Source organism: Undibacterium sp. Ji22W (assembly GCF_049340305.1).
In the GTDB taxonomy this organism is placed as follows: domain Bacteria; phylum Pseudomonadota; class Gammaproteobacteria; order Burkholderiales; family Burkholderiaceae_D; genus Undibacterium.
Map to the genome: position 1 here is coordinate 521,037 of NZ_JBMPOU010000003.1, position 20,608 is coordinate 541,644.

Sequence of the window (20,608 nt, forward strand, 5' to 3'; positions counted from 1 at the left end):
TACGAGGGCAGACTACCTGAACTGTTTGCAGGAGCTATAAGCATGAGCGATAAGCGTAGTACTTTCAAAGTCCCTAATACCCTGATCATCTTGCTCTTCGGCGCTCTATTGATTGCCTTACTGGTACCTTGGGTATCGGCTGGTTATTTCGAAAAAGGCGTGCCTATTTCGCTCGAATCCTACCGGGTTGCTGAGCACAACATTAGCATTTCCGTTTTTGCTAGTGGCAAGGACATTGGTTTTCTCAACGCCCCCTTTGAAGGTATGACTTCGGGTAGCCGCAGTGGTTCGGCGATTGGTGTGATTGCCTTCATCCTGCTGGTCGGTGGTGCCTTCGGCGTGATCAATGCGACAGGCGCAGTCGATCGCGGTTTGTTGCGTCTGATAGTCATCACCGGACATCATCCGCGTTTGCTGCTGGGATCTTTGTTTGCAGCTTTCGCGACCGGTGGTGCGGTGTTCGGTATGGGCGAGGAAACCATCGCTTTTCTTGCCTTGTTGTTACCGCTGATTTTGCGTATGGGTTACCCGCCAGAAGTTGGCGTGATGATTACGTATGTCGCCAGTCAAATCGGTTTTGGTATTTCTTGGATGAATCCATTTGGTGTCGCGTTAGCGCAAGGCATCGCTAACGTGCCGCTGCTGTCAGGCGCGCCACTGCGCATCGTGATGTTTTTGATTTTTGTTAGTACAGGCATTGCCTTTACACTCTGGTATGCCCAGCGCCATCGCAGCGAAGTCGCGTTGGGTGAAAATGGTCAGATTATTTTACCTGTGGATATGCCGCCACTCGCGTTTGCCGACCGCCTGATACTTGCCGGTATCGTTGTCACCATCATCTGGATCGTTTGGGGTGTAGTCACTGCCGGCTATTTCATTCCAGAAATTGCGACCCAGTTTATGACGCTGTGTTTCTTTGCTGCGATCGTCGCGATCGTTGCCAAACGCCTCACCGCTGACGCCGCCGCCGAGGCATTTGTTGGCGGAGCACAGCAATTAGTGTCAGCAGTCATGGTGATCTCTTTGGCAAAGGGGATTGAATATTTGTTGGGTGGTGCCAATCCGCATGCGCCCTCAGTGTTGAATACTTTCCTGCACAGTATGGGCAGTATGTTGGAAACTTGGCCGCCGTTGTTGGCAGCACAAGGTATGCTAGCGGTGCAAACTGCGTTCACTTTCGTCATCCATTCAGGCAGTGCGCAGGCAGCGATTAACATGCCCTTGATGTCTGGTCTTTCTGATCTTGTCGGCGTGACGCGGCAGACTGCCGTTTTGGCCTACCAGCTAGGCAATGCGATGGCCAACATGAGTGTGCCGACAGGTGCGATTCTGATGGCGACGCTGGGAGTTGCTGGCGTTCCTTGGACGCGTTGGTTTGGAATTATTTGGCGCTTTCAGTTACTGATTATGCTGATGTCGATGGCCGTGGTGGCGGTTGCTGTGATGATAGGCTATGCCTGAGGAGGATGGAGATGGATCAACAATTTTTACACTACGTAGTACCAGATTCTCCCGCAGTCGATGCACGCATGCCGGCTTTGCATAAAATCGATTTGATCACCGTGCGCCTGCCGTTTGTGAAACCGTTTTCCACCAGCGTGCACACGTGGGCGGTGAAGGAGGCACTTTTATTGCGACTAGAATCGGGCGGTGTGGTGGGCTGGGGTGAATGCGTGGCTGATCCTGATCCCTATTATGCGAGCGAAACGACACAAACTGTGCGTCATATTTTTAAGGAATTTTTACTTCCTTTGCTAACGCGAGGGCAGACCATCGGTGAACTACTGAAGCGCTGGAGCCCTGTTCGAGGTCATGGTATGGCCAAGGCCATGGTCGAAAACGCCCTGTTGGATCTGATCGCCAGGCAGCAAAGTCGTCCTTTGCACGAGTTGCTCGGACTACCTGCGCGGCGTATTCAGTCGGGTATCAGTTTGGGAATTCAGGACTCGATTCCGGCGCTACTTGATGCTGTGGCGGAAGCGATGAGTCGTCCGTATCACCGCGTCAAACTCAAGATCATGCAAGGCAAGGATGTCGAATGGGTTCGCGCTGTGCGCGAAGCCTATCCCAAGTTGACGTTGATGGCCGACGCCAATGGCGATTATCGCCTAGAGCACGCAGCACTTTTGCGCGAACTTGATGCCTTCAGTCTGACCATGATAGAACAGCCATTGTCGTACAGTGATATTGTCCAACATGCGGCTCTGCAGCGCGAATTAGCGACGCCTCTATGTCTCGATGAATCGATTCACGACCTTGACGATGCGCGTTCAGCACTGGCTCTGAAAGCCTGTCGCGTGATCAACATTAAGCAGGGAAGGGTAGGCGGCATGATCGAATCGCTGCGCATTGCTGCATTGTGTCAGCACGCTGGGATTGACGTTTGGTCGGGGGGGATGGATGAAACCGGCATTGGTCGCGCGTTCAATCTCCAATTACAGACCGCACCGGGTTTTACTTTGCCCGGAGACACGTCAGAAACCGCACGCTACTTTAATGAAGACATCGTTGAACCCGCGGTGGTTCTTGCTGACGATGGCTTTATTGCCTTGCCTGACGGCGCCGGTACCGGTGTCGCCATATTGGAAGATAGGGTGGCGCGTTACACTTTGGCGCGGGAACAGATTCGCTAACTACTTCAGCAGGCTTTTGGGTACGATTGGTACCAAGCACAACAAGCCAGTTAAACCGTTGAAGGTTGAGGTGGAAATTCGAGCTTAACTTATGAACCTGGAAGAAAAGGCGTTGTGTTTGGTGCGATTGCCATTGCATTGGCGATGGCGGCCAGCTCTGGTGACAGCGGATACATGTGCTTGTATTGAAGCACCTGTTTTCCGATCAGATTCAAACGCTGAGCAAAATTTGGTATCGTTCCAGCACGAATTAATGGAACGTTCATGGGAGGAATATCTACTCGTTGAAATTCAAAGGCAATACTTACGCGGGCCGCGCCTCCACGCCGGCTCGCGTGTGATCCCCAATGTAAAACAGCTTGATTCCAAATAAGAAAATCACCTGGTACCGCTGGCAAGGCGCGGACGTCCTGATACGCGAAACGCCACTCTTTGTCATTTGGCGTGCCATAAGTAGGATCTCTGTCGGCTGGCACTACGTACATACAGCCATTCAACGTTGTTGCCGCCGTTAAAGGGATCCACAACGTGACACTCTTGGGCATGCCATCGGCTAACAGTGCATGATGGCTTTTGTCGCGATGCGGTTTCCATCCGGACTCATCATTTTTCGGGTCCACATGCCACATCCAAAAATCTGGAAGCATGTAATACTCACCTCCTAGCAAGGTATTAACGACATTGCCTAATTGTTGCGCAAGTAACCAAAATTCTTCATATGCCAACGCGAATACAGGCATCAATCCGGCAGCTTTTAACTTTACGACGACATTCACCATATCGGTTAAGGGTAGTTGCCATTGACCTACAGATCCTTGGACATAACCTTCTTGCAAAACGAGCTGGCGAATCGCGCTTTCAGATCCGGCATCCATCGCCAATGGCTTAATTGCCGCATAAGGCGAGTTGCTTAGAGATAGCGATGGCGCCAAATTCTGCCACCATTCAGGGCGTAAGATGGAATTGGTGTCAAATTGATTTCCAGTCATGGAATTCTGCATCAAGGCGGCATCGTGCGTCATTATTCTCATCCCAGTATGTAACTTGCAAGTCGGTAGCAACATATTATAAGTGAAGTCGACTTGTCTAAATGCGTAGATGTGTATGATTAATAGATCATGCAATTCGAGCATTGTTTCGGTAGGCGCGATGTGTTCGTTTACGACCTTGCTTGTCAATCTGTGCGATTGGGAAGTACTTTAGGTGGTCAAGGCAATCGTGTGGGCGATTGAAGAAATAGCGAAAAGTACTTTGAAATTCATTTGTGTGTTTGCTTAAGAAGTAGTTTGGTTTGCGAGTGATTTCCCTTTGTTTTCAAGACTTTGCCTTGCATAGTGTTATAATGTGCGACTATTGAAATACACCCACGCCTTACTTTTGCTGACGCAACATCACGATCTCCTTCTTTTGATGCCGTGTTAGAAGCACGGGAGGCACACTATGCATACCATGACCGATACCCCCTTACCGACAGTCGCTGAATTAGCCGCTGATACTCTTCGCTTTGATTCCTTTGGTTTGGCGCCTGAAATTTTGCGTGCGCTGAACGATCAGGGCTATGTGCATCCGACACCAATTCAAGCACAGGCGATCCCTGTGGTATTGCAAGGTCGTGATGTGATGGGAGCGGCGCAGACGGGAACCGGTAAGACTGCAGGTTTCTCTTTGCCGATTATTCAACTCTTGATGGCGCATGCGAATACGAGTGCCTCGCCGGCACGCCACCCCGTGCGTGCTTTGATTTTGACGCCGACACGAGAATTGGCGGACCAGGTCGCAGAAAACGTGAAAGCTTATTCGCGTCACACATCTTTGCGGGCGACTGTGGTATTTGGTGGCGTGGACATGGCGCCACAAACAGCAATTTTGCGCAACGGTGTTGAGATTGTGATCGCTACGCCTGGTCGTTTGTTGGATCACGTAGCGCAAAAATCGGTGAATCTTTCACAGACACAGATTTTGATTATGGATGAAGCTGATCGCATGCTCGATATGGGCTTCTTGCCCGATCTGCAGCGCATTATTAATTTGCTGCCTAAGCAGCGTCAAAATTTGATGTTCTCTGCGACTTTCTCGCCTGAGATTAAAAAATTGTCCGCGAGCTTTTTGAATGATCCGGTTACTATCGAAGTCGCGCGTAGCAATGCGACTGCGGAAAATGTGACGCAAGTCTTGTATAAAGTTCAGGAAGATGAAAAGCGCGATGCCGTTGCCTTCATTATCCGTGAGCGCGGCTTAAAACAAGTCATCGTTTTCTCAAATACGAAGATTGGTGCTTCACGTGTTGCAGTGCATTTGGTCAAACAAGGCATCAAAGCGACCGCGATTCATGGTGATAAATCGCAGCAAGAACGGATGGCCGCCCTAGAAGCGTTTAAGCGCGGCGAAGTAGAAATTTTGGTCGCCACCGACGTTGCAGCACGCGGTTTAGATATCTCTGAAATGCCATGCGTGATTAATTTTGATTTGCCTTACAACGCTGAAGATTATGTGCACCGTATAGGTCGCACTGGACGTGCGGGCGCCAAAGGTGATGCGATTTCTTTACATACGGATAAGGATGAGCGCCTGCTGGTGGATATTGAAAAGTTGATTAAGCAAAAAATTGTGCGCCTGCAGCTTGCCGGATTTATTGCCACTTCTTTGCATGCAGAGCGTAAGCCTTCCAGTTTTGCAGATCGTCAAGAACGTAGTCCTAGACCGACAGACAGAACCGCGGACAGACCAACTGAACGTCCAACGCGTAGTTATCAACCACCACGTGAAAAAGTTGATCCATGGTTCTTAAAACCGTACGAACCGAGCGCCAGTCCTGCACCCAGTAAGCCGATGGTGAATAACGCTACAGCAGATGCGGCGAAGCCACAAAAGAAAGCGGCCTTGTTAGGTGGGTTTGTGAAGAGTAGTTAATCACCACACTGACAACGCAATACAATTCTAGGAAAAAAGCAGAAAACAAAGATCGTTTTCTGCTTTTTTTTCGATTCAACGAATGCCAGTGCTGCATGTGATTGCTGAAGGCTTTCGGCGAACCTATTGAATACCGAATTTGCCAGCCCACAATTCCGTGGCACGTGACCAAAATTCGGGAATTGATTGAGGTGTCGAAGTAAAAATTAAGCCTAAAAATTGTGCGGCAGGAATTAAGGCTTCTTGTAATAAATTATTGTCACCACGATCGAAGGCTATTGCACCAGTTTGCTTAGACAGTTTTTCTCCATTTTGATTGATGACCACCGGCACGTGCAGATATCGCGGTGTCGAATAATTTAATATCCCCTGCATGTAAATTTGTCTGGCACTTGAATCAAGTAGATCTGCACCGCGTACGACATCCGTAATCCCTTGCGTCGCGTCATCGACCACTACGGCAAGTTGATATGCCCAAAATCCGTCGGCACGTTTCAAAACAAAATCGCCAACGGCAGTGCTTAGGTCTTGTGACTGCATACCTAACAAGCGATCTTCAAATGTAATACAGGCCACCGCACCGTCAGGTACGCGTAAGCGATAGGCGCGCGCCACTTTATTATCTGCGATACCGGCTCGACAAGTGCCAGGATAAATCTGTGAATCGGATAAGCCCGCACGTAAGCGTGAATCGGCAATTTCTTTGCGCGAACAACTACAGGCAAATACGTGCCTGCCTAATTGATCGAGCGCCGCTTGATACAGAACTCCGCGTTGGCTTTGCCAGGTGATTTCTTCGTCCCATTTCATTCCACAGCGCTGTAACGATCGCAGTAGGGCGTGATCCGCTCCCGCAACATTCCTGTCAAAGTCGACATCTTCTATGCGCACCAGCCAGCTACCGCGATGTGCTTTGGCATCCAAATAACTTGCCACGGCGGCGACTAGGGAGCCGAAATGCAAAGGGCCAGTGGGGGAAGGTGCGAAGCGACCGCGATAAGTTAACATGGCGTAGCAATCATCAGACAAGACAGAAAGAGTCATCTAGTCTAACAAATTCGTTTGTGATCGAGGGGGGATTTGTGCTTGCGACGCTGTAAAAAAAACAGCGTCACAATGAGTGGTGCCGCATTGTAAGAACGATTGCTGAGTCGCTCAGTCTCGGTTACTAAGTCTAATCAGTTGACGTTGATGCGGTATGGTCAACTTCATGCTCTGCCGTCTCCCGCGACATTTTTTTGCAATGCGGGCAGGATTTACCAGCGATATACCAAGGTGATAATTGTTCACGTGGAGTGACAACTGCACGACACGCATAGCATTGCGTTGTATCCGTTGCTTCTAATTGTGGATTTAAGGCTGTACGATAATCGAATACAAAACAGTCGCCGTGATAATGTTCGCCACCGACTTCTTCAAAGTACTTCAAGATCCCACCTTCTAGTTGATAGACACTCTCGAAACCCACATTTTGCATGTGTATCGCTGCTTTCTCACAGCGTATGCCACCGGTGCAAAATGTCACAACCGTCTTATCATTTAATGCTTCGCGATTCGCTTCAATGACTGCAGGGAATTCGGTGAATTTGCTGATGCGATAATCAATCGTATTGTCAAAAGTGCCGACGTCGACTTCAAAATCATTGCGGGTATCGACCATCACGATAGGTTTGCCATTGTCGTCATGACCTTGATCCAGCCAGCGCTTGAGCGTCTTGGCTTCGACTGAAGGTGCTCGCCCATTCTCAGGTTTAATCAAAGGCATGCGCATGGTGATGATTTCTGGTTTTATCTTCACCAGTAATTTGGTAAATGGCTGACGGTCGGAAAAACTTTCCTTGGCGACGATATCGGCAAAACGCGGATCACTGTGCAACCAATCCATGTAGGCATCAATCTCATGCCGTAAGCCAGCCAAAAACATATTGATACCTTCTGGCGTCAGAAGCACTGTGCCTTTCAGATTGAGCTCTTGGCATTTTGCGATAAATTCAGGGCGTTTTTCTGCGGTATCGTCAAATGTAATGAATTTATATGCAGAAATGTTGACGTAAGGAGTAGCAGCTTGCATGGGCAAATATGAGTAAAAAAGTAAATGATAGGTCGGAGGAATTAATTAGTAGACTACTTGACCAGAGTGTTTGCAAAGTTGCTGTGTGTGCAAAGAAGGCTTGCAAAGATGCCGATTAAGTCTTTGATTTGTCAGCATTATAAGTCGAAACAGCCCAATTCGTCATGTGCTGCGAAGGACTTTCCAGTGCGCTTGCATCGTTTCTCAGAATTGAGTTTCATAATCGATCAATTTCTTGCCGAAAAATCCGCTGTAGTGCATTTACGAGCCCGATTCTTACATGTTAAGAAGATTTCTTAATTTGTAAAAAATACCATTAACGTGTAAAAATTTCTATTTCTGCGTTATCGGCTTTCCACTTTAATGGTAAAGTCGAAAACTGAACACAACAATAATAATTTACGTATCGATCTATGCATTTAGTCAATTTCAATCCGCTAAGTGTGCCAGAAGGGAATTCCCCGATGCCACAAACTTTCAAACACTATGAAATTCGTGTTTGTCTGGATGCGAACCCGCTTTCTCCGGTTTTCCAAGCGTGGGATACGAGTCTGCATAGAATGGTCGCCATCAAACAATTGGCGAATCTCGGTAATGAATTTGAAACAGTACTCAAACGAGCACGCATCGCCGCGGCACTGACCCATTCTGCCTTTGTTAAAATCCACGCTCTCGAGGAGCATGAGAACGGCATTTATATCGTGATGGAATTGGTGAAGGGCGTCACGCTGTTGGAATGGATGCAAGACCATCAAGGGCGAGAAAATCAGGCGTTGATTCACATTAAGCAAACTGCCATGGCATTGGAGGAGGCGCAGGCTGCTGGATTAATTCACGGTGATTTACAGCCTTCTAATTTCATGGTCGATACTGTAGGAAAAATTCGGATCCTAAATTTGGGCTTCGCGGCGCATTACAATCCACATGCAGTGAAGAGTGTTGTTGAAATCGATCCGCAAGGCAGTATTTCCTATTTAGCCCCTGAACGTTTTTCCGAGCACTCTGCGAGTGCTGCGAGTGATGTTTTTGCGCTAGGCACGATCTTGTATCAACTATTGGTTGGCGCTACGCCTTTTAACAGTTTGCGCGGATTAGCTTTGGTTGCCGCGCAGGCACAAACTTCTTCAGAGCAATGGCCCTGGCCAGGATCAGTTTCATTAGCATCACGCGACCTGATTTTAGGTATGACTAAACGTGAGCTAAGCCAGCGTTTCAACTGGCAACAGGTGCAGGAAGAGTGTCAAAAACTGGTCGTGAAAGAATCGTCTTCAAACAGTCTGAGTAATTCGAAAATTAACGACTTACAGTTGCAGCTAAATGCGGAATCACGTCGGCGCCACTGGCGTTACGCCTTTGTTGTAGCTGGATTGCTGGCGGTCGCCGGCGTGGGCGTCTGGCAAGCTAAACCGAATTGGGCTCAAATCGCTAAAGCACTTAAACCTTATTCAGAATCGATCGAACTAGAGCAAGGAATGAAGGCGTTGGCAATGTACGATAAGCCAGGCATGTTGGACGAGGCAACAAAGCGTTTCAACAATGTAATCGAGCGTGATGCTAGCAATGCGCGAGCCGTAGCGGGACTGTCTATTGTGTATATCTATCGTTTTCGCAGCAGTAGCCGTGATGATGTCTGGCGTGAGCGCGCGTTGGCGAGTGCCCAGCAGGGGCTGAGTTTGAACCCGAATATGGCAATTACGCAAACTGCTTATGCTTTGGCGTTAGACCCACACAATCAATTTGACGCAGCGATGACAGCGGTTCAAAAAGCGAAGAGTTTGGAGCCGAATAACTTACTGGTCTGGCAAACCGAAATGCGTATTTTTTTGCTGGCACGTCAATATGATGCCGCTTTGCGTACTGCTGAGGCATCGTTAAAAATATTTCCTGATGATTGGTTAATCTCGAATTTGAAGGGAATTGTGCATTTCAACCAAGCACAATACTCAGTCGCGGAGACAATTTTTCGATCAATGATTGAACGCCATCCTGACGTCATGCTGTCTTATAACAACCTCGCCATGGTACTCGGATTTCAGGGGCGAATAGATGAAGCGCTTCAAGTATTGCAGCAGGGTTTGCAAGTCCGCCCTGACGCAAGTTTATACGCTAGGCTGGGGCAAATTAAATTTACTCAGGCAGATTATGTGTCTGCGGCAAATGCTTTAGAAAAAGCGATTGTGAGCAATCCCCAAGACTATGAGAACTGGTATTTTTTGGCAGATTCATTAGTACAAATTCCAGGTAAAGCTGATCAGGCTAGAGCAATATACGAGAAGGCACGGGAATTGCTTAATGTCCGATTGGAGCAACGTCCAAATGATGGATGGGTGATAGTGACCATGGCGATTATTCAAGCGCACCTAGGTGAATATAATCAGTCACGATCCATGTTAAGAAAAGCCCTAGAACTTGCCCCTGGAAATCCAGATGTACATTTTCAAGCAGCGTGCGTGTATGAGTTGATTGGCCAGCGAGCAGACGCTTTGGCAGAAATCGAAAAAGCAAAACAATTGGGGTTTAGCGAGGCGAAAATCCGTACTGAGCCTGTTTTGAAAGATTTGCTCAAAGATGCGCGCTACCAATGAGTTGATCGCGCATATTGGTAGTACTTTTGATGAAGAAACGGGAACCGTCTAGTGGTATGACTACAAATAACTATTCTAAATGTCGTTTTATTGGTTATGCGATTCCGACTGGGCCTAGTCAGGATAAGCTCATTTTGTCGAAGTATCTGGTCGGCAATTATCTTGGCGCCGCAAATGTCGAGCAAGATTTGATGGCACGTATTGCCATTCTGAAAAATGCTGTTGATACCGCAAAGCTAGCACTGCCTGCGAATGAAGACACGCAATTGGTGAATAATATTTTCATGGCGCCGGAATTTTATTTTCACGGCCCGCTAGGACCTTACATTTATCGCCACGTAGATGAAGATCCTGCTGAACTCGCTTTAAAGTTGCTTGCTCAGACCTTCAATCCGCAGGATTACCCTAATTGGACTTTTGTATTTGGCACGATGATCAGTGCCAAAGTGGCCAATATCGATGCAGTGTTTCAATCTCCTGCGGTACAAATGCGCAAGCGTTTGGTAGAAAGTCTGGCATTGAATGCAGAAGCAGAATTTGGAAATGCGCGTAGTATTACCGAAGAGATTTTGAATAATACAATCACTGACCTGCGTGCGAATCCCGCAGTTGAAGTCCGTGATCGCGCCTTAATATTTAGTAATCTTGGTTTGCAATTGCCCGGTAAGCCTCTGCAATACCAGCAGCTGACAACAGAAAAATACTTCCTCTCACCAATTGATTTTGTATTGTTCGAAACTACCAATCAAGATGTGATCACGGAAGAAATGGTGGCTTATCCACACATTGATCTATCCGACGGCGACGTAAAAAAACATGCGTATGATAGTCATGCGATTTTTAGTCAAAGTTTTGGTCAGGATAATTTACCCTCGACAATTAACTATGGGATAGAGATTTGTCTCGATCACGATGATGCACGATTAAGAAAAAATATGACGAGGGAGAATTTGCCAGCCGACGATGCTGTACTGCAAATTCAACTTGTGCCTTCAAGTGGGTCTGTGATCGTGCAACAATGTGTCGTTGCCGGTGCAAATGGTTTTGTCTTCAATGTAGATGGCTGGTGTTCGCTCGACAACAGTAACTCTCCACAAGCAGGTAATGTTGCAGGTGTGCAGTCGGTGTATGCGAATTACACATTTGATCAGAATGGCACTCGGTATTCAGCACACACACAATTGGCATGTGTCAAGAATCCGGCCCAAGGCTGTGATCCCAACAAATACCCCGCAGACTTCCAGTATTTAGACGCTGAGAATGTCGTGATTGTTGATGTTTCCGAACCGAGCTTGATCGACGGTAGTTTTTCTGATTATTTTGCGGGTGGCTATGGCTCGGTACAAATTTATGGTGCGTTGTCCCCATATGACCTATTGTCGAAGTGACGCGTTGTTTTGAGTTATTGAATAAATTGTGTTGTAAATGACTCGGGATGAAAGTTGAATTGTGCATCCTGTGCTGTGGTTAATATTTTTGAATTAGGGAGAAATAAGAATGGATTTTATTGATTTGATGAGTTCTGAGAATATACACAATACGCCTGTTTCCGTTTCATGCAGTCAAAGTTGTGACAGTGGTCCGGTTTCAGTTGCATGTAGTCAAAGTTGCGATAGTAGTCCGGTTTCAGTTGCATGTAGTCAGAGTTGTGATACTGAACCAGTTTCTGTTGCTTGCAGTCAAAGCTGCCTGAGTGGTCCAGAATCTGTGTCGTGTAGCCAAAGCTGCCCGACCGATCCGGTGTCTGTGTCATGTAGCCAAAGTTGCGAAACAGGCCCAGAATCTGTGTCTTGCAGTCAAAGTTGTGAAACAGGCCCAGAATCTGTGTCATGCAGTCAAAGTTGTGAGACTGATCCGGTGTCCGTTTCATGTAGTCAAAGTTGTGGCACAACGGCGATGTCTTCACGTCAAAACTTTGTCCCACCACCTCAAAATCAACATCAGTCTCAAGTATTTCAAGCAGCACCAGCATTCCTCTGTTAATCGCGGTGTTTAAGCTGTTCCTTGTCCTTGAGTTTTTAGGATGCAAGTAACGGGAGTTTAAGCTCTGGTTAAGCCCGAAGCATACAAATTGCTTCGGGTTTTCTATTTAGCTGGGGTATTTTTTTATTTTTTTGTGTATTTGCTGTTTTTATTTTCCCTCGTTAATTTATGTTTTTAACCGCAGCTAATTTGGCGCACTATTTAACCGCCCGAGGATTTGTAAAACTTAGTGATGTGGTGGACGGGCAATTCAGCGTCGTAGAAGCAGGGCAACACAACCGCAACTTCAAAGTCTTAGCCGGTGAACGTGGCGGGATTTTTGTGAAGCAAATTCAGTCTTTGGATAGCCTTGCTCAAAGCTCGTTATTGAAGGAAGCACAGTGCTATCGTTGGGCACAACATTTTCCTGAGTGGGCGACCTCCATGCCAGTATTGATCGATTATGATCATACTAGGCATAGTTTGATTTTTGAGCTCGTGCGCGATAGCCAGAATTTGCGTGAATATTATTCGCAGCATGAGAATTTCCCCGCACCTCTGGCAATTTTACTCGCCGATGCGGTGGCTCGTTACCATCGTCTTTCGTTTGATGTGAAGGATCTGGATGCCGCGATTCCCGATCTTCAAAAAAAAGTCCCATGGATTTTTACCTACTACAAGAAATCCTATTTTCCACCGAAGTCACTGAGTCCGGGTGCAGTGCAATTTGCCGAACTACTACGTAGCAATACCAGACTCACGTCTCATTTGGACAGATTGTTTCAGACTTGGCGATTTGAGACCTTAATCCATGCAGATCTAAAATGGGACAACTGCTTGATATTTCATGATGCAGGTCGGCCCCAACTAAAAATTATCGATTGGGAACTTATCGATTTTGGTGACAGGCGCTGGGATGTTGGCTCGGTATTTCAAGCTTACTTGTCACATTGGATAATGCGCCGCTATCGAGATAAGACACAACTTCGAGAGCAATTGCTGCAGAATACTATCGATAGCATGCCTGCTATGTTTTCCAGTATTCATACCTTTTGGCGCTCATATTGCGATGCCATACCGCTAGCAGAACAAGAGCGTTCAGCGTATTTATTGGAATGCATGGAATTTGCTGCAGTCAGAATGTTAAGCACTGCATTTGAATCCTTGTATGGTGCTGCGGAGGTGAGCCAACACGCGCATGCTTTGATTGAATTGAGCCAGCAAATTTTGGACGAACCAGCGCAAGCCGCGGTGAAGTTGTTTGGTTTTTCTGAGGATAGTCTATGACAAAGAGTCCAGAGCCAAGCATCTCGCCAAGATCAACATATCAATTGCGTGCTCAACTAGCAAAAATCTGTCAAAGCGTGCAGATAGAAAGTTTCGACACCTTCACTTTAGGAGCGACACGTTATGTCCTTGCTACTTCCGACGAGCGTCTGGCTGGTGAATCGCACACCAGTCATATGGCTTCTACTTTTCGATTAATCGAAAAACTGGCGGGGAAACTTTACGATCGTTGCTATGTACGTCATTTTTACGGCAGTGAAGAAATTTCCGAAAATGAGGTAGGCGGTGCATCAGAGATGTTCGATCAGAATCTGACCCCCTTGTTTCACGCTGCCAACGATAATAAAGATGGTTGGGATCCTGGATGGCAAATCTATCAAACGGTTGCCGATGGGCGACTATTCGTGCAAAAGGGCGACCGTAGTCGTGCTGTGATGGCGGGTGAATACAGTACCTATAAATGGCCAGGCGTCGCACCGGTAAGCGGTGATTTTGTCAGTGTGCGCATGTTTGCAGGAAGTACCGATGTTCAACCAAGTTTTTTCTTTGCATTTGGCCGAACATTGTCGGATCAGTTTGATGAATATGCAGTCGTACGATTCTACTTTCATGTCAGTGCCGAGCAAGCACCTGTCTTGATGGCGCACCTGACCGCTCGCCTTAATCGTTATCAGATTCCATTTAAGTTCAAGGCCTTGGTGCAGGCTGCGATGTACACACGTACTGATGCAGCAGTTTTATATATTGCACGTCGGTTTTTTCAGATCGTGGCGACTATCATTATTGATCTCCTAAGCGAGGGGCATATCTGCTTGCGAGATGGAAATCCCTTGTTTTCTCGCGAGCTCATATCTGGTGTTGGTATGGCAGAGGACCCGAATACCGGGACGAGTTTCGGTATGCATCGATGTACATTAGTAGCGCAGGGACTGGTAACTGCCTGGCAGGAAGGCCAGCAAGATGAAGCGGCGAAGATGGGGGCGATAGAAGAAGTTTTTTCCGCGCACCAACTCAGTCTGGAGCGCGCTTATCTTAATTCTCGTTCCAGTGATATTTTCGAAGCACGGTTATTTGATAAAGAAACGCAATGGTAGAAGCCTCTAAATTGACTCCGGAAAATAATTCTTTGTACCTTGAAATAGCCGACCGTATTGGCAATGCACTGTGTCGCGATGCGGTGTGGGATCAGACTCGTTGTAGCTGGCTGGGATGGAATCAGGAGGTGCAGGGGCGGCGCTTAACGCCCGTATATCGCTCTTGTGCGGCAGATTTGTACGGAGGCACCAGCGGCATTGGATTATTCTTGGCTGAGCTCTATCAGTTCACACAAGACAGGCAACAACTACGGGCGATTGAAGGTGCGGTAAACCAGGCCCTGTCCTTGTACGTTCGACTGCCGTCTGGCATCGGACATGGTTTTTATGCCGGTCGTACCGGCATTGCCTTTTCCTTGATACGTATCGGCGAAATACTTCAGCGCGATGTGCTTGTCGAACGTGGGTTTTTCTTGCTGAATGATTTACGTGATATCCCTTTCGACATAAAAAATATTGACGTAATTTCTGGCAGTGCCGGTGCGATACCAGCTTTGCTGCATCTCGCAGAAAAATATCAACGTGAGGATTTGTTGGAATTTTCTGTCAAGCATGGCCGCCATCTGTTGAAACTTGCTGAATACGGTGAATATGGCTGTTCCTGGTCGACCATCGGTGGTGCCAAGAAATCGAATTTAACCGGGCATTCGCATGGCACAGCGGGAATCGCTACCGCTTTGTTGGAATTGTATGGCGCGACAGAAGAGCAAGAGTTCTTAAATGCCGCGCAAGCGGCGATTAAGTATGAAAATCATTGGTTTGAAAAAAAAGAATCCAATTGGGTGGACTTGCGCAAGTTTGCAGAAGCGGAGGCTGGTTCACCAAGTTGTAGCATGGCTTGGTGTCATGGCGCTCCTGGGATAGGTTTGTCGCGCCTCAGAAATCGGCAATTATTAGCGGGAATGCAGGACGATGCCGTGATTGAGCAAGATCTGGAAGCAGCCATCTATGCGAGTAGGAATGCACTGCTGCAGCCTTGGGTTCCGGGGAAACTCAATTATTCTTTGTGCCATGGCGCAGCAGGGAACGCAGAATTGATGATCATGGCTGCGCGAGATTTGCAGCGCCCTGAGCTATTGAAAGTCGCAGACCAAGTTGCGCAAGACGGCCATACCTTCTACGTAAGACAGGGTTTGCCCTGGCCCTGTGGTAATGGTGGTGCGGGCGAATCGCCAGGACTGATGTTGGGCGCGGCAGGGATCGGCTATTTTTATTTACGTATGTATGACGCACAAAGAGTGCCTTCGATCTTGTTGGTTGGAATAGACTAAGGTGCTTAATTGAGGGTAGGGCGACGGTTTAGAGTCGAAATACTAACCATCACGATTCTCAACTTTCATACGACCATTGTGTCGAATTGCACGATAGTTGTCGCCACGATCGGATCGCTAAGCAAAATTCAGGTTAGAATCAATTCGTCATTGATCCGATCAGCCCTCAGGCTGAAATACTGCATGTTTTCGTCGCCCGCCCACCTCCAATTACCTGAAAATCTACAGCATTATCGTATCGATGCCTGTTTGTTGGACGTGGGATTGTTGAGCGTTTATCAAATCTGGGACAGCAAATTGCATCGTGCAGTTCAGATGCATGTCATTCGTCAATTTGAAGTAGGACCGGCTAGCCTACCATTGGCAGAGTCGGATCATTTAAATTCCATTTATTTGCAGCAAGCACGTAAAGCGGCGTCATTGCAGCACCCTGCATTTATTCGTATTCATGCGCTTGAAGAATTCAATCAACAGTTGATTCTGATTACGGAAGCAGTCAGTGGTATTGATCTGATGAGTTGGATACAACAACATGGTGGGCAAAAAGAATTCGCCCTCAGGCATTTGGCGCAACTCGCGGCCGCACTACAAGAAGCTCATGCTGTCGGACTAGCCCATGGTGATCTGCGTTCTGCTAATTTATTGGTTGATAATGTCGGTGCAGTTCGTGTTCCTATTGTAGGATTGGTTTTGCATCAATCAATTACGACTCCGGATCATGATCTCAGTCACGATGTATTTTCTTTGGGCTTGTTGCTATACGAAATGATGGCGGCACGCAGACCAGACCTGTCCAGCATACCTTTGCAAGATACACATTTCCCCTGGCCTGAAAGCATCTCACCAGATTTGCGTGAGCTTATTTTGTCAATGACCGCCCCAGTGCTGGGGCAGCGTATTAGTTGTCAGCAAGTCGTGGAGCAATGCCGTGTGTTGCTCGCAACTGAATTCTCTTCAGCCAGTACTATTTTGCTAAATGCGGGTAATTTGAAGTTGAATTTGCCGCCGGAACGACAACCTACACAACCACGCCGTGCACGTCATATTCTCTTGACTGGCTTATTGGTGTTACTAGTGGTAGGAGGCGTTACATGGCAGCTCAATTCCTATTGGCCTAAGGCTATCAGATATCTGACGCCTTATTCTGAGTCCAAAGAAATGACGCAAGCAGCGGGTAATCTGGTGGAATACACCTATAGAACCGATGCTAAGCGTCTCGATAGTGCCCAGGCGCATCTCACTAAAGTCTTAGAACGGACACCAGATCATGCGGGTGCCGCAGCCTATATGTCGATTTTATATCTATCGAAATACAGTGCCGAAAAGCGTGATGAAATCTGGTTTCAAAAAGCGAAGGCAAGTGCGCAACAAGCGATGATGCTCGATGGTGAATTAGCGATTAGTCTGTTGGCGAATGCAAGAATTTTGCAGTGGCATCATCGTCTTGAGGATGCATTAGCGATGACTGCTCGTGCGCGCGATCTCGATCCCGATAATTTGTTGGTATGGCATACCCAAGTCAGTGTCTTGTTGGAGATGCGACGTTTCTCCGAAGCGATACCGCTGGCTGAAAAGGGTGCGAACAAATTTCCGCAAGATCGTTACTTACTTGATTTACAGGCAGGAATGTATTTGAGTCAAAAGAAATTTGTTGAAGCAGAAAGTGTTTTGAGGAACAGCCTGCAGCGCCAACCCGACTCCCCATTAGCATATTCATTGTTAGCTGAATGCTTAACCAGCCAACAGCGCGATGCCGATGCCTTACAGGTAATTCAGCAGGGCTTGCAAGTACGTCCAAACGCGAATTTGTATGGTGCCTTAGCAAATGCAAAGTTTCGTACAGGCGATTATGCAGCAGCAGCCGACGCGTTTGCACAGGCAGTCTCACCAGACAAGGGAATCGCCGGTAGTTACTTACGTTGGTTCGAATATGCCGAGTCTTTAATGTGGGTGCCGGGACGCGAGTCAGCTGCGATTCAGGCCTATCAACGCGCATTGGAATTGTTGGATATACGCCTTAGTCGCTCACCCGATGATGAGACTTTGCTATCAACAAAGAGCGTCATTATGGTGCGACTGGCAGACATTGAACAGGCTAAATTATTAGCGAGGCGCGCGATCGCACGGCATTCTGAAGATCCTTACGTTCATTTCTGGCTCGCATTCACCTTTGAGTTACTTCAAGACCGAGAACAGTCTCTCAATGAAATTAGATTGGCCAAACAATTTGGCTTGCCATTGATAATGATAGAAACTCATCCGGGGCTGAAAGCATTGCGGTCAGATCATCGCTATGCAGGGCTCTAATTTTTGATACTGACTTCCGATACCGACTGAGAAGTACGCGCGTTCGTTGCTCATTTTTTAAACAGCTATTGGTCTTGTCGAATATTTTTCAAAAAATGTCATCTCGGAGGCTTGTTGTTTCCGGAGGGTTTTAACAGTATTTCTGCAGTGAAATTCGTTTAGAATAGAGTGCGATATACCATTCACCGGACTCAGTAAATATTCTACATGTCAGCAAGCATAGACAATGCCACACAACCTGAACAATTATTGCACTATCAACTAGGTAAAAGCCTTGGTGAGGGTGGGTTTGGGCATGTCTATCAGGCATGGGACGCCAAATTGCACCGCCAGGTAGCCATAAAGTACCTAAAAAATATTGCACCAGGCGTTGATTTGATGAAAGAGGCTCGTCTCGCCGCATCCTTGCAACATGCTGCCTTTGTCAAAGTGCATGCTTTGGAACAGACGGAGGATAGCCAGGCAATTGTGATGGAACTCGTGCCTGGTCGCACCTTGCGTCAGGTATTAGATACCCAAACTCCAAGTATTTCACACGTCATCGACATCGTCTTGCAAGTCGCGCAGGCAATGCAGGAGGCTCATGCTGCCGGATTGGTGCATGGTGATTTAAAGCCATCTAATTTGATGCAGGAACCAAGCGGAATAGTGCGCATTCTTGATTTTGGACTGGCGATTCAGGCCGACCGAGACGCGACTACGTCTTTGGTGCAGTCTGATCCGCAAGGCACTATTGCTTACATGGCACCGGAGGTATTAACTGGTGCCAGTCTGCGACCGAGCTCCGATATTTATGCCCTTGGCGTTATTTTGTATGAATTGCTAACCGGTGCCCGGCCGTTTGCCAATTTATCTGGCCTGGCACTCGCAGCTGCAGTGATCCAATCGAATTCAGATCAGTGGCCATGGCCAGACCACCTGCCACAAATATTGCGACAACTAGTTCGCGCCATGACGGTGCGTCAAATTGATCATAGAATTGGTAGCATGCAAGAAGTTGCGGCACAATGCGCTCAGATCGCAGCAATCGATGCGCCGTCACTCAATTCGGGTACATTTAATCTGGCTGCGCTCAATCTGGTGTTAGCTCCTTTGCCGACACCGATGCGAGGTCGATTCAATTGGCGCGTGCAATTTAAGAAATGGCGCCTGACTTTATTGATCTTGTTTTGTATGGCAGTCGGGATCTCCGTCTGGTATTCACAGCCATATTGGACGCAGTTGCAAGCGAGAATGGAACCCTATTCTGAAGCAAAAGAAATGCAGCTAGGATTAGATGCATTGAATAATTTTGATCGCATCGATATGATCAATCTTGCTGAAGAACATTTTGCAGAAATTTTGCGACACTCACCGCAACATGCTGCTGCCTCTGCCAGTCTATCGCTCGTGTATAGCCACCGTTATATCAATGATGAAAAGAATAGTTTGTGGTTAACAAAAGCAGTGAATTTTGCGCAAGAAGCTGTGAGATATAACGACTTTCTAGCACTCAGTCACATAGCGAATGCCAAAGTGCTAGGCTTGCAAGATCAATTTGAGCCTGCATTCGCCGATGTTGAACGTGCGCTCGCGTTTGACCCGAATAGTTCCTTGGCCCTGAGCACAAAAATAGAATTGCTTATTCGTGCGCGACGATTGGATGAGGCGCTAGTGATGGCACAACAAGCCTCCAGACGGTTTCCAGCGGAACGTCTTTTTGCTGATCAGTTAGGGCAAATTTACATGATGACTTCAGCCTATGCGGCTGCAGAAGTTGCGTATGGGCTGAGTGTTCAAATCAAGCGAGATGGTGCATCTGCTTACATAGGACTATCGAATGCTTTATTTCGACAAAACCGGCTTGATGACGGTATTCAGGCATTGCAAACAGGTTTGAAAATTAAGCCCGGCGCCGAATTATATCTAGCGCTAGGGAATAGTCTATTTGCGCGTGGTGATTATGTCGGAGCAGCCAGAGCGTATGAAAATTCGGTGACTGAGGGTAAGGGTAATCCTAACGACTATCTGGCTTGGGCAAAATTAGGTGACACGATGTCTTGGTTACCAGGTAAATCGGATGTTGCGAAAATTGCCTATGACAAAGCGCGTAATTTGTTGCAGCCAAGGTTGAAGAATAATCCACATGAAGCCGTATTAAATTCACGCATGGGATTATATTTGGCAAAATTGGGTGAGAATGCAGAAGCTTTTATTTATGCTCAAAAGGCACTAGACTTGGCGCCAAACAGTGCAGAAGTGCAATTTGTTGCAGGTGTTAGTTTTGAGATGATTGATATGCGTACGCAAGCACTGGAGGCGATTGCTAAAGCAAAAGAATTTGGTTACTCGCCCAAATTGATCGAAGCTGAACCGGAGTTGGTAGCACTTCGTCGCGATCCGAAGTATTTGCGCTAACCAGTGATTTACTTATGCAGCATTGGCACACGACATTGATCTGTTGCTTTTTGAGATGCATCATCCAATTTTATTGGTGATTTTAAACGAT

Annotated in this window: 13 protein-coding genes; 10 read left to right on the plus strand and 3 right to left on the minus strand. The window is 47.3% G+C overall.

All coding sequences use genetic code 11. The annotated features are described in order from the left end of the window. Positions 1 to 42: 42 nt before the first annotated feature. On the plus strand, positions 43 to 1,461 hold the full coding sequence (locus ACO0KW_RS14840) for a hypothetical protein (RefSeq protein WP_423054037.1): 1,419 nt from the start codon (positions 43 to 45) through the stop codon (positions 1,459 to 1,461). Between the two features lie 11 nt (positions 1,462 to 1,472). Then, positions 1,473 to 2,633, plus strand: coding sequence for an o-succinylbenzoate synthase (gene menC / locus ACO0KW_RS14845; RefSeq protein ID WP_423054039.1), 1,161 nt, complete (start codon positions 1,473 to 1,475; stop codon positions 2,631 to 2,633). Positions 2,634 to 2,722: 89 nt separating this feature from the next. Here menC and ACO0KW_RS14850 read toward each other — a convergent pair whose 3' ends face one another. Beyond that, positions 2,723 to 3,655 carry a phytanoyl-CoA dioxygenase family protein gene (locus tag ACO0KW_RS14850; protein WP_423054040.1) on the minus strand — a complete coding sequence of 311 codons (933 nt, stop codon included), beginning with the start codon at positions 3,653 to 3,655 and terminating at the stop codon, positions 2,723 to 2,725. Between the two features lie 427 nt (positions 3,656 to 4,082). Between ACO0KW_RS14850 and ACO0KW_RS14855 the strand changes: the two genes are divergently transcribed. Continuing rightward, on the plus strand, positions 4,083 to 5,543 hold the full coding sequence (locus ACO0KW_RS14855; RefSeq protein ID WP_423054674.1) for a DEAD/DEAH box helicase: 1,461 nt from the start codon (positions 4,083 to 4,085) through the stop codon (positions 5,541 to 5,543). Positions 5,544 to 5,666: 123 nt separating this feature from the next. On the opposite strand, the gene gluQRS is transcribed toward ACO0KW_RS14855, so the two are convergent. Both gluQRS and ACO0KW_RS14865 read right to left on the minus strand, forming a co-directional pair. Beyond that, complete coding sequence (gene gluQRS / locus ACO0KW_RS14860; protein WP_423054042.1) at positions 5,667 to 6,587, minus strand: tRNA glutamyl-Q(34) synthetase GluQRS; 921 nt, start codon at positions 6,585 to 6,587, stop codon at positions 5,667 to 5,669. Positions 6,588 to 6,717: 130 nt separating this feature from the next. Further along, positions 6,718 to 7,614: a sulfurtransferase gene (locus tag ACO0KW_RS14865; protein WP_423054043.1), complete on the minus strand. Its 897-nt coding sequence runs from the start codon at positions 7,612 to 7,614 to the stop codon at positions 6,718 to 6,720. A gap of 413 nt (positions 7,615 to 8,027) precedes the next feature. Between ACO0KW_RS14865 and ACO0KW_RS14870 the strand changes: the two genes are divergently transcribed. The 7 genes from ACO0KW_RS14870 to ACO0KW_RS14900 all read left to right on the plus strand — a co-directional run bounded on the left by ACO0KW_RS14870 (position 8,028) and on the right by ACO0KW_RS14900 (position 20,517). Further along, complete coding sequence (locus ACO0KW_RS14870) at positions 8,028 to 10,199, plus strand: protein kinase domain-containing protein (RefSeq protein WP_423054044.1); 2,172 nt, start codon at positions 8,028 to 8,030, stop codon at positions 10,197 to 10,199. Between the two features lie 56 nt (positions 10,200 to 10,255). Then, the gene (locus ACO0KW_RS14875) at positions 10,256 to 11,587 is read left to right on the plus strand and encodes a hypothetical protein (RefSeq protein WP_423054045.1); all 1,332 of its coding nucleotides are present in this window, start codon (positions 10,256 to 10,258) and stop codon (positions 11,585 to 11,587) included. Between the two features lie 763 nt (positions 11,588 to 12,350). Then, on the plus strand, positions 12,351 to 13,448 hold the full coding sequence (locus ACO0KW_RS14880; protein ID WP_423054047.1) for an aminoglycoside phosphotransferase family protein: 1,098 nt from the start codon (positions 12,351 to 12,353) through the stop codon (positions 13,446 to 13,448). Continuing rightward, complete coding sequence (locus ACO0KW_RS14885) at positions 13,445 to 14,542, plus strand: T3SS effector HopA1 family protein (protein WP_423054048.1); 1,098 nt, start codon at positions 13,445 to 13,447, stop codon at positions 14,540 to 14,542. The genes ACO0KW_RS14880 and ACO0KW_RS14885 overlap by 4 nt, the downstream gene beginning before the upstream one ends. After that, the gene (locus ACO0KW_RS14890) at positions 14,536 to 15,813 is read left to right on the plus strand and encodes a lanthionine synthetase LanC family protein (RefSeq protein WP_423054049.1); all 1,278 of its coding nucleotides are present in this window, start codon (positions 14,536 to 14,538) and stop codon (positions 15,811 to 15,813) included. Before ACO0KW_RS14885 ends, ACO0KW_RS14890 begins: the two co-directional genes overlap by 7 nt. 183 nt (positions 15,814 to 15,996) lie before the next feature. Continuing rightward, the gene (locus ACO0KW_RS14895; RefSeq protein WP_423054050.1) at positions 15,997 to 18,120 is read left to right on the plus strand and encodes a tetratricopeptide repeat protein; all 2,124 of its coding nucleotides are present in this window, start codon (positions 15,997 to 15,999) and stop codon (positions 18,118 to 18,120) included. Between the two features lie 207 nt (positions 18,121 to 18,327). Continuing rightward, positions 18,328 to 20,517, plus strand: a complete 2,190-nt coding sequence (locus ACO0KW_RS14900; RefSeq protein ID WP_423054051.1) for a protein kinase domain-containing protein — start codon at positions 18,328 to 18,330, stop codon at positions 20,515 to 20,517. Positions 20,518 to 20,608 lie beyond the last annotated feature (91 nt).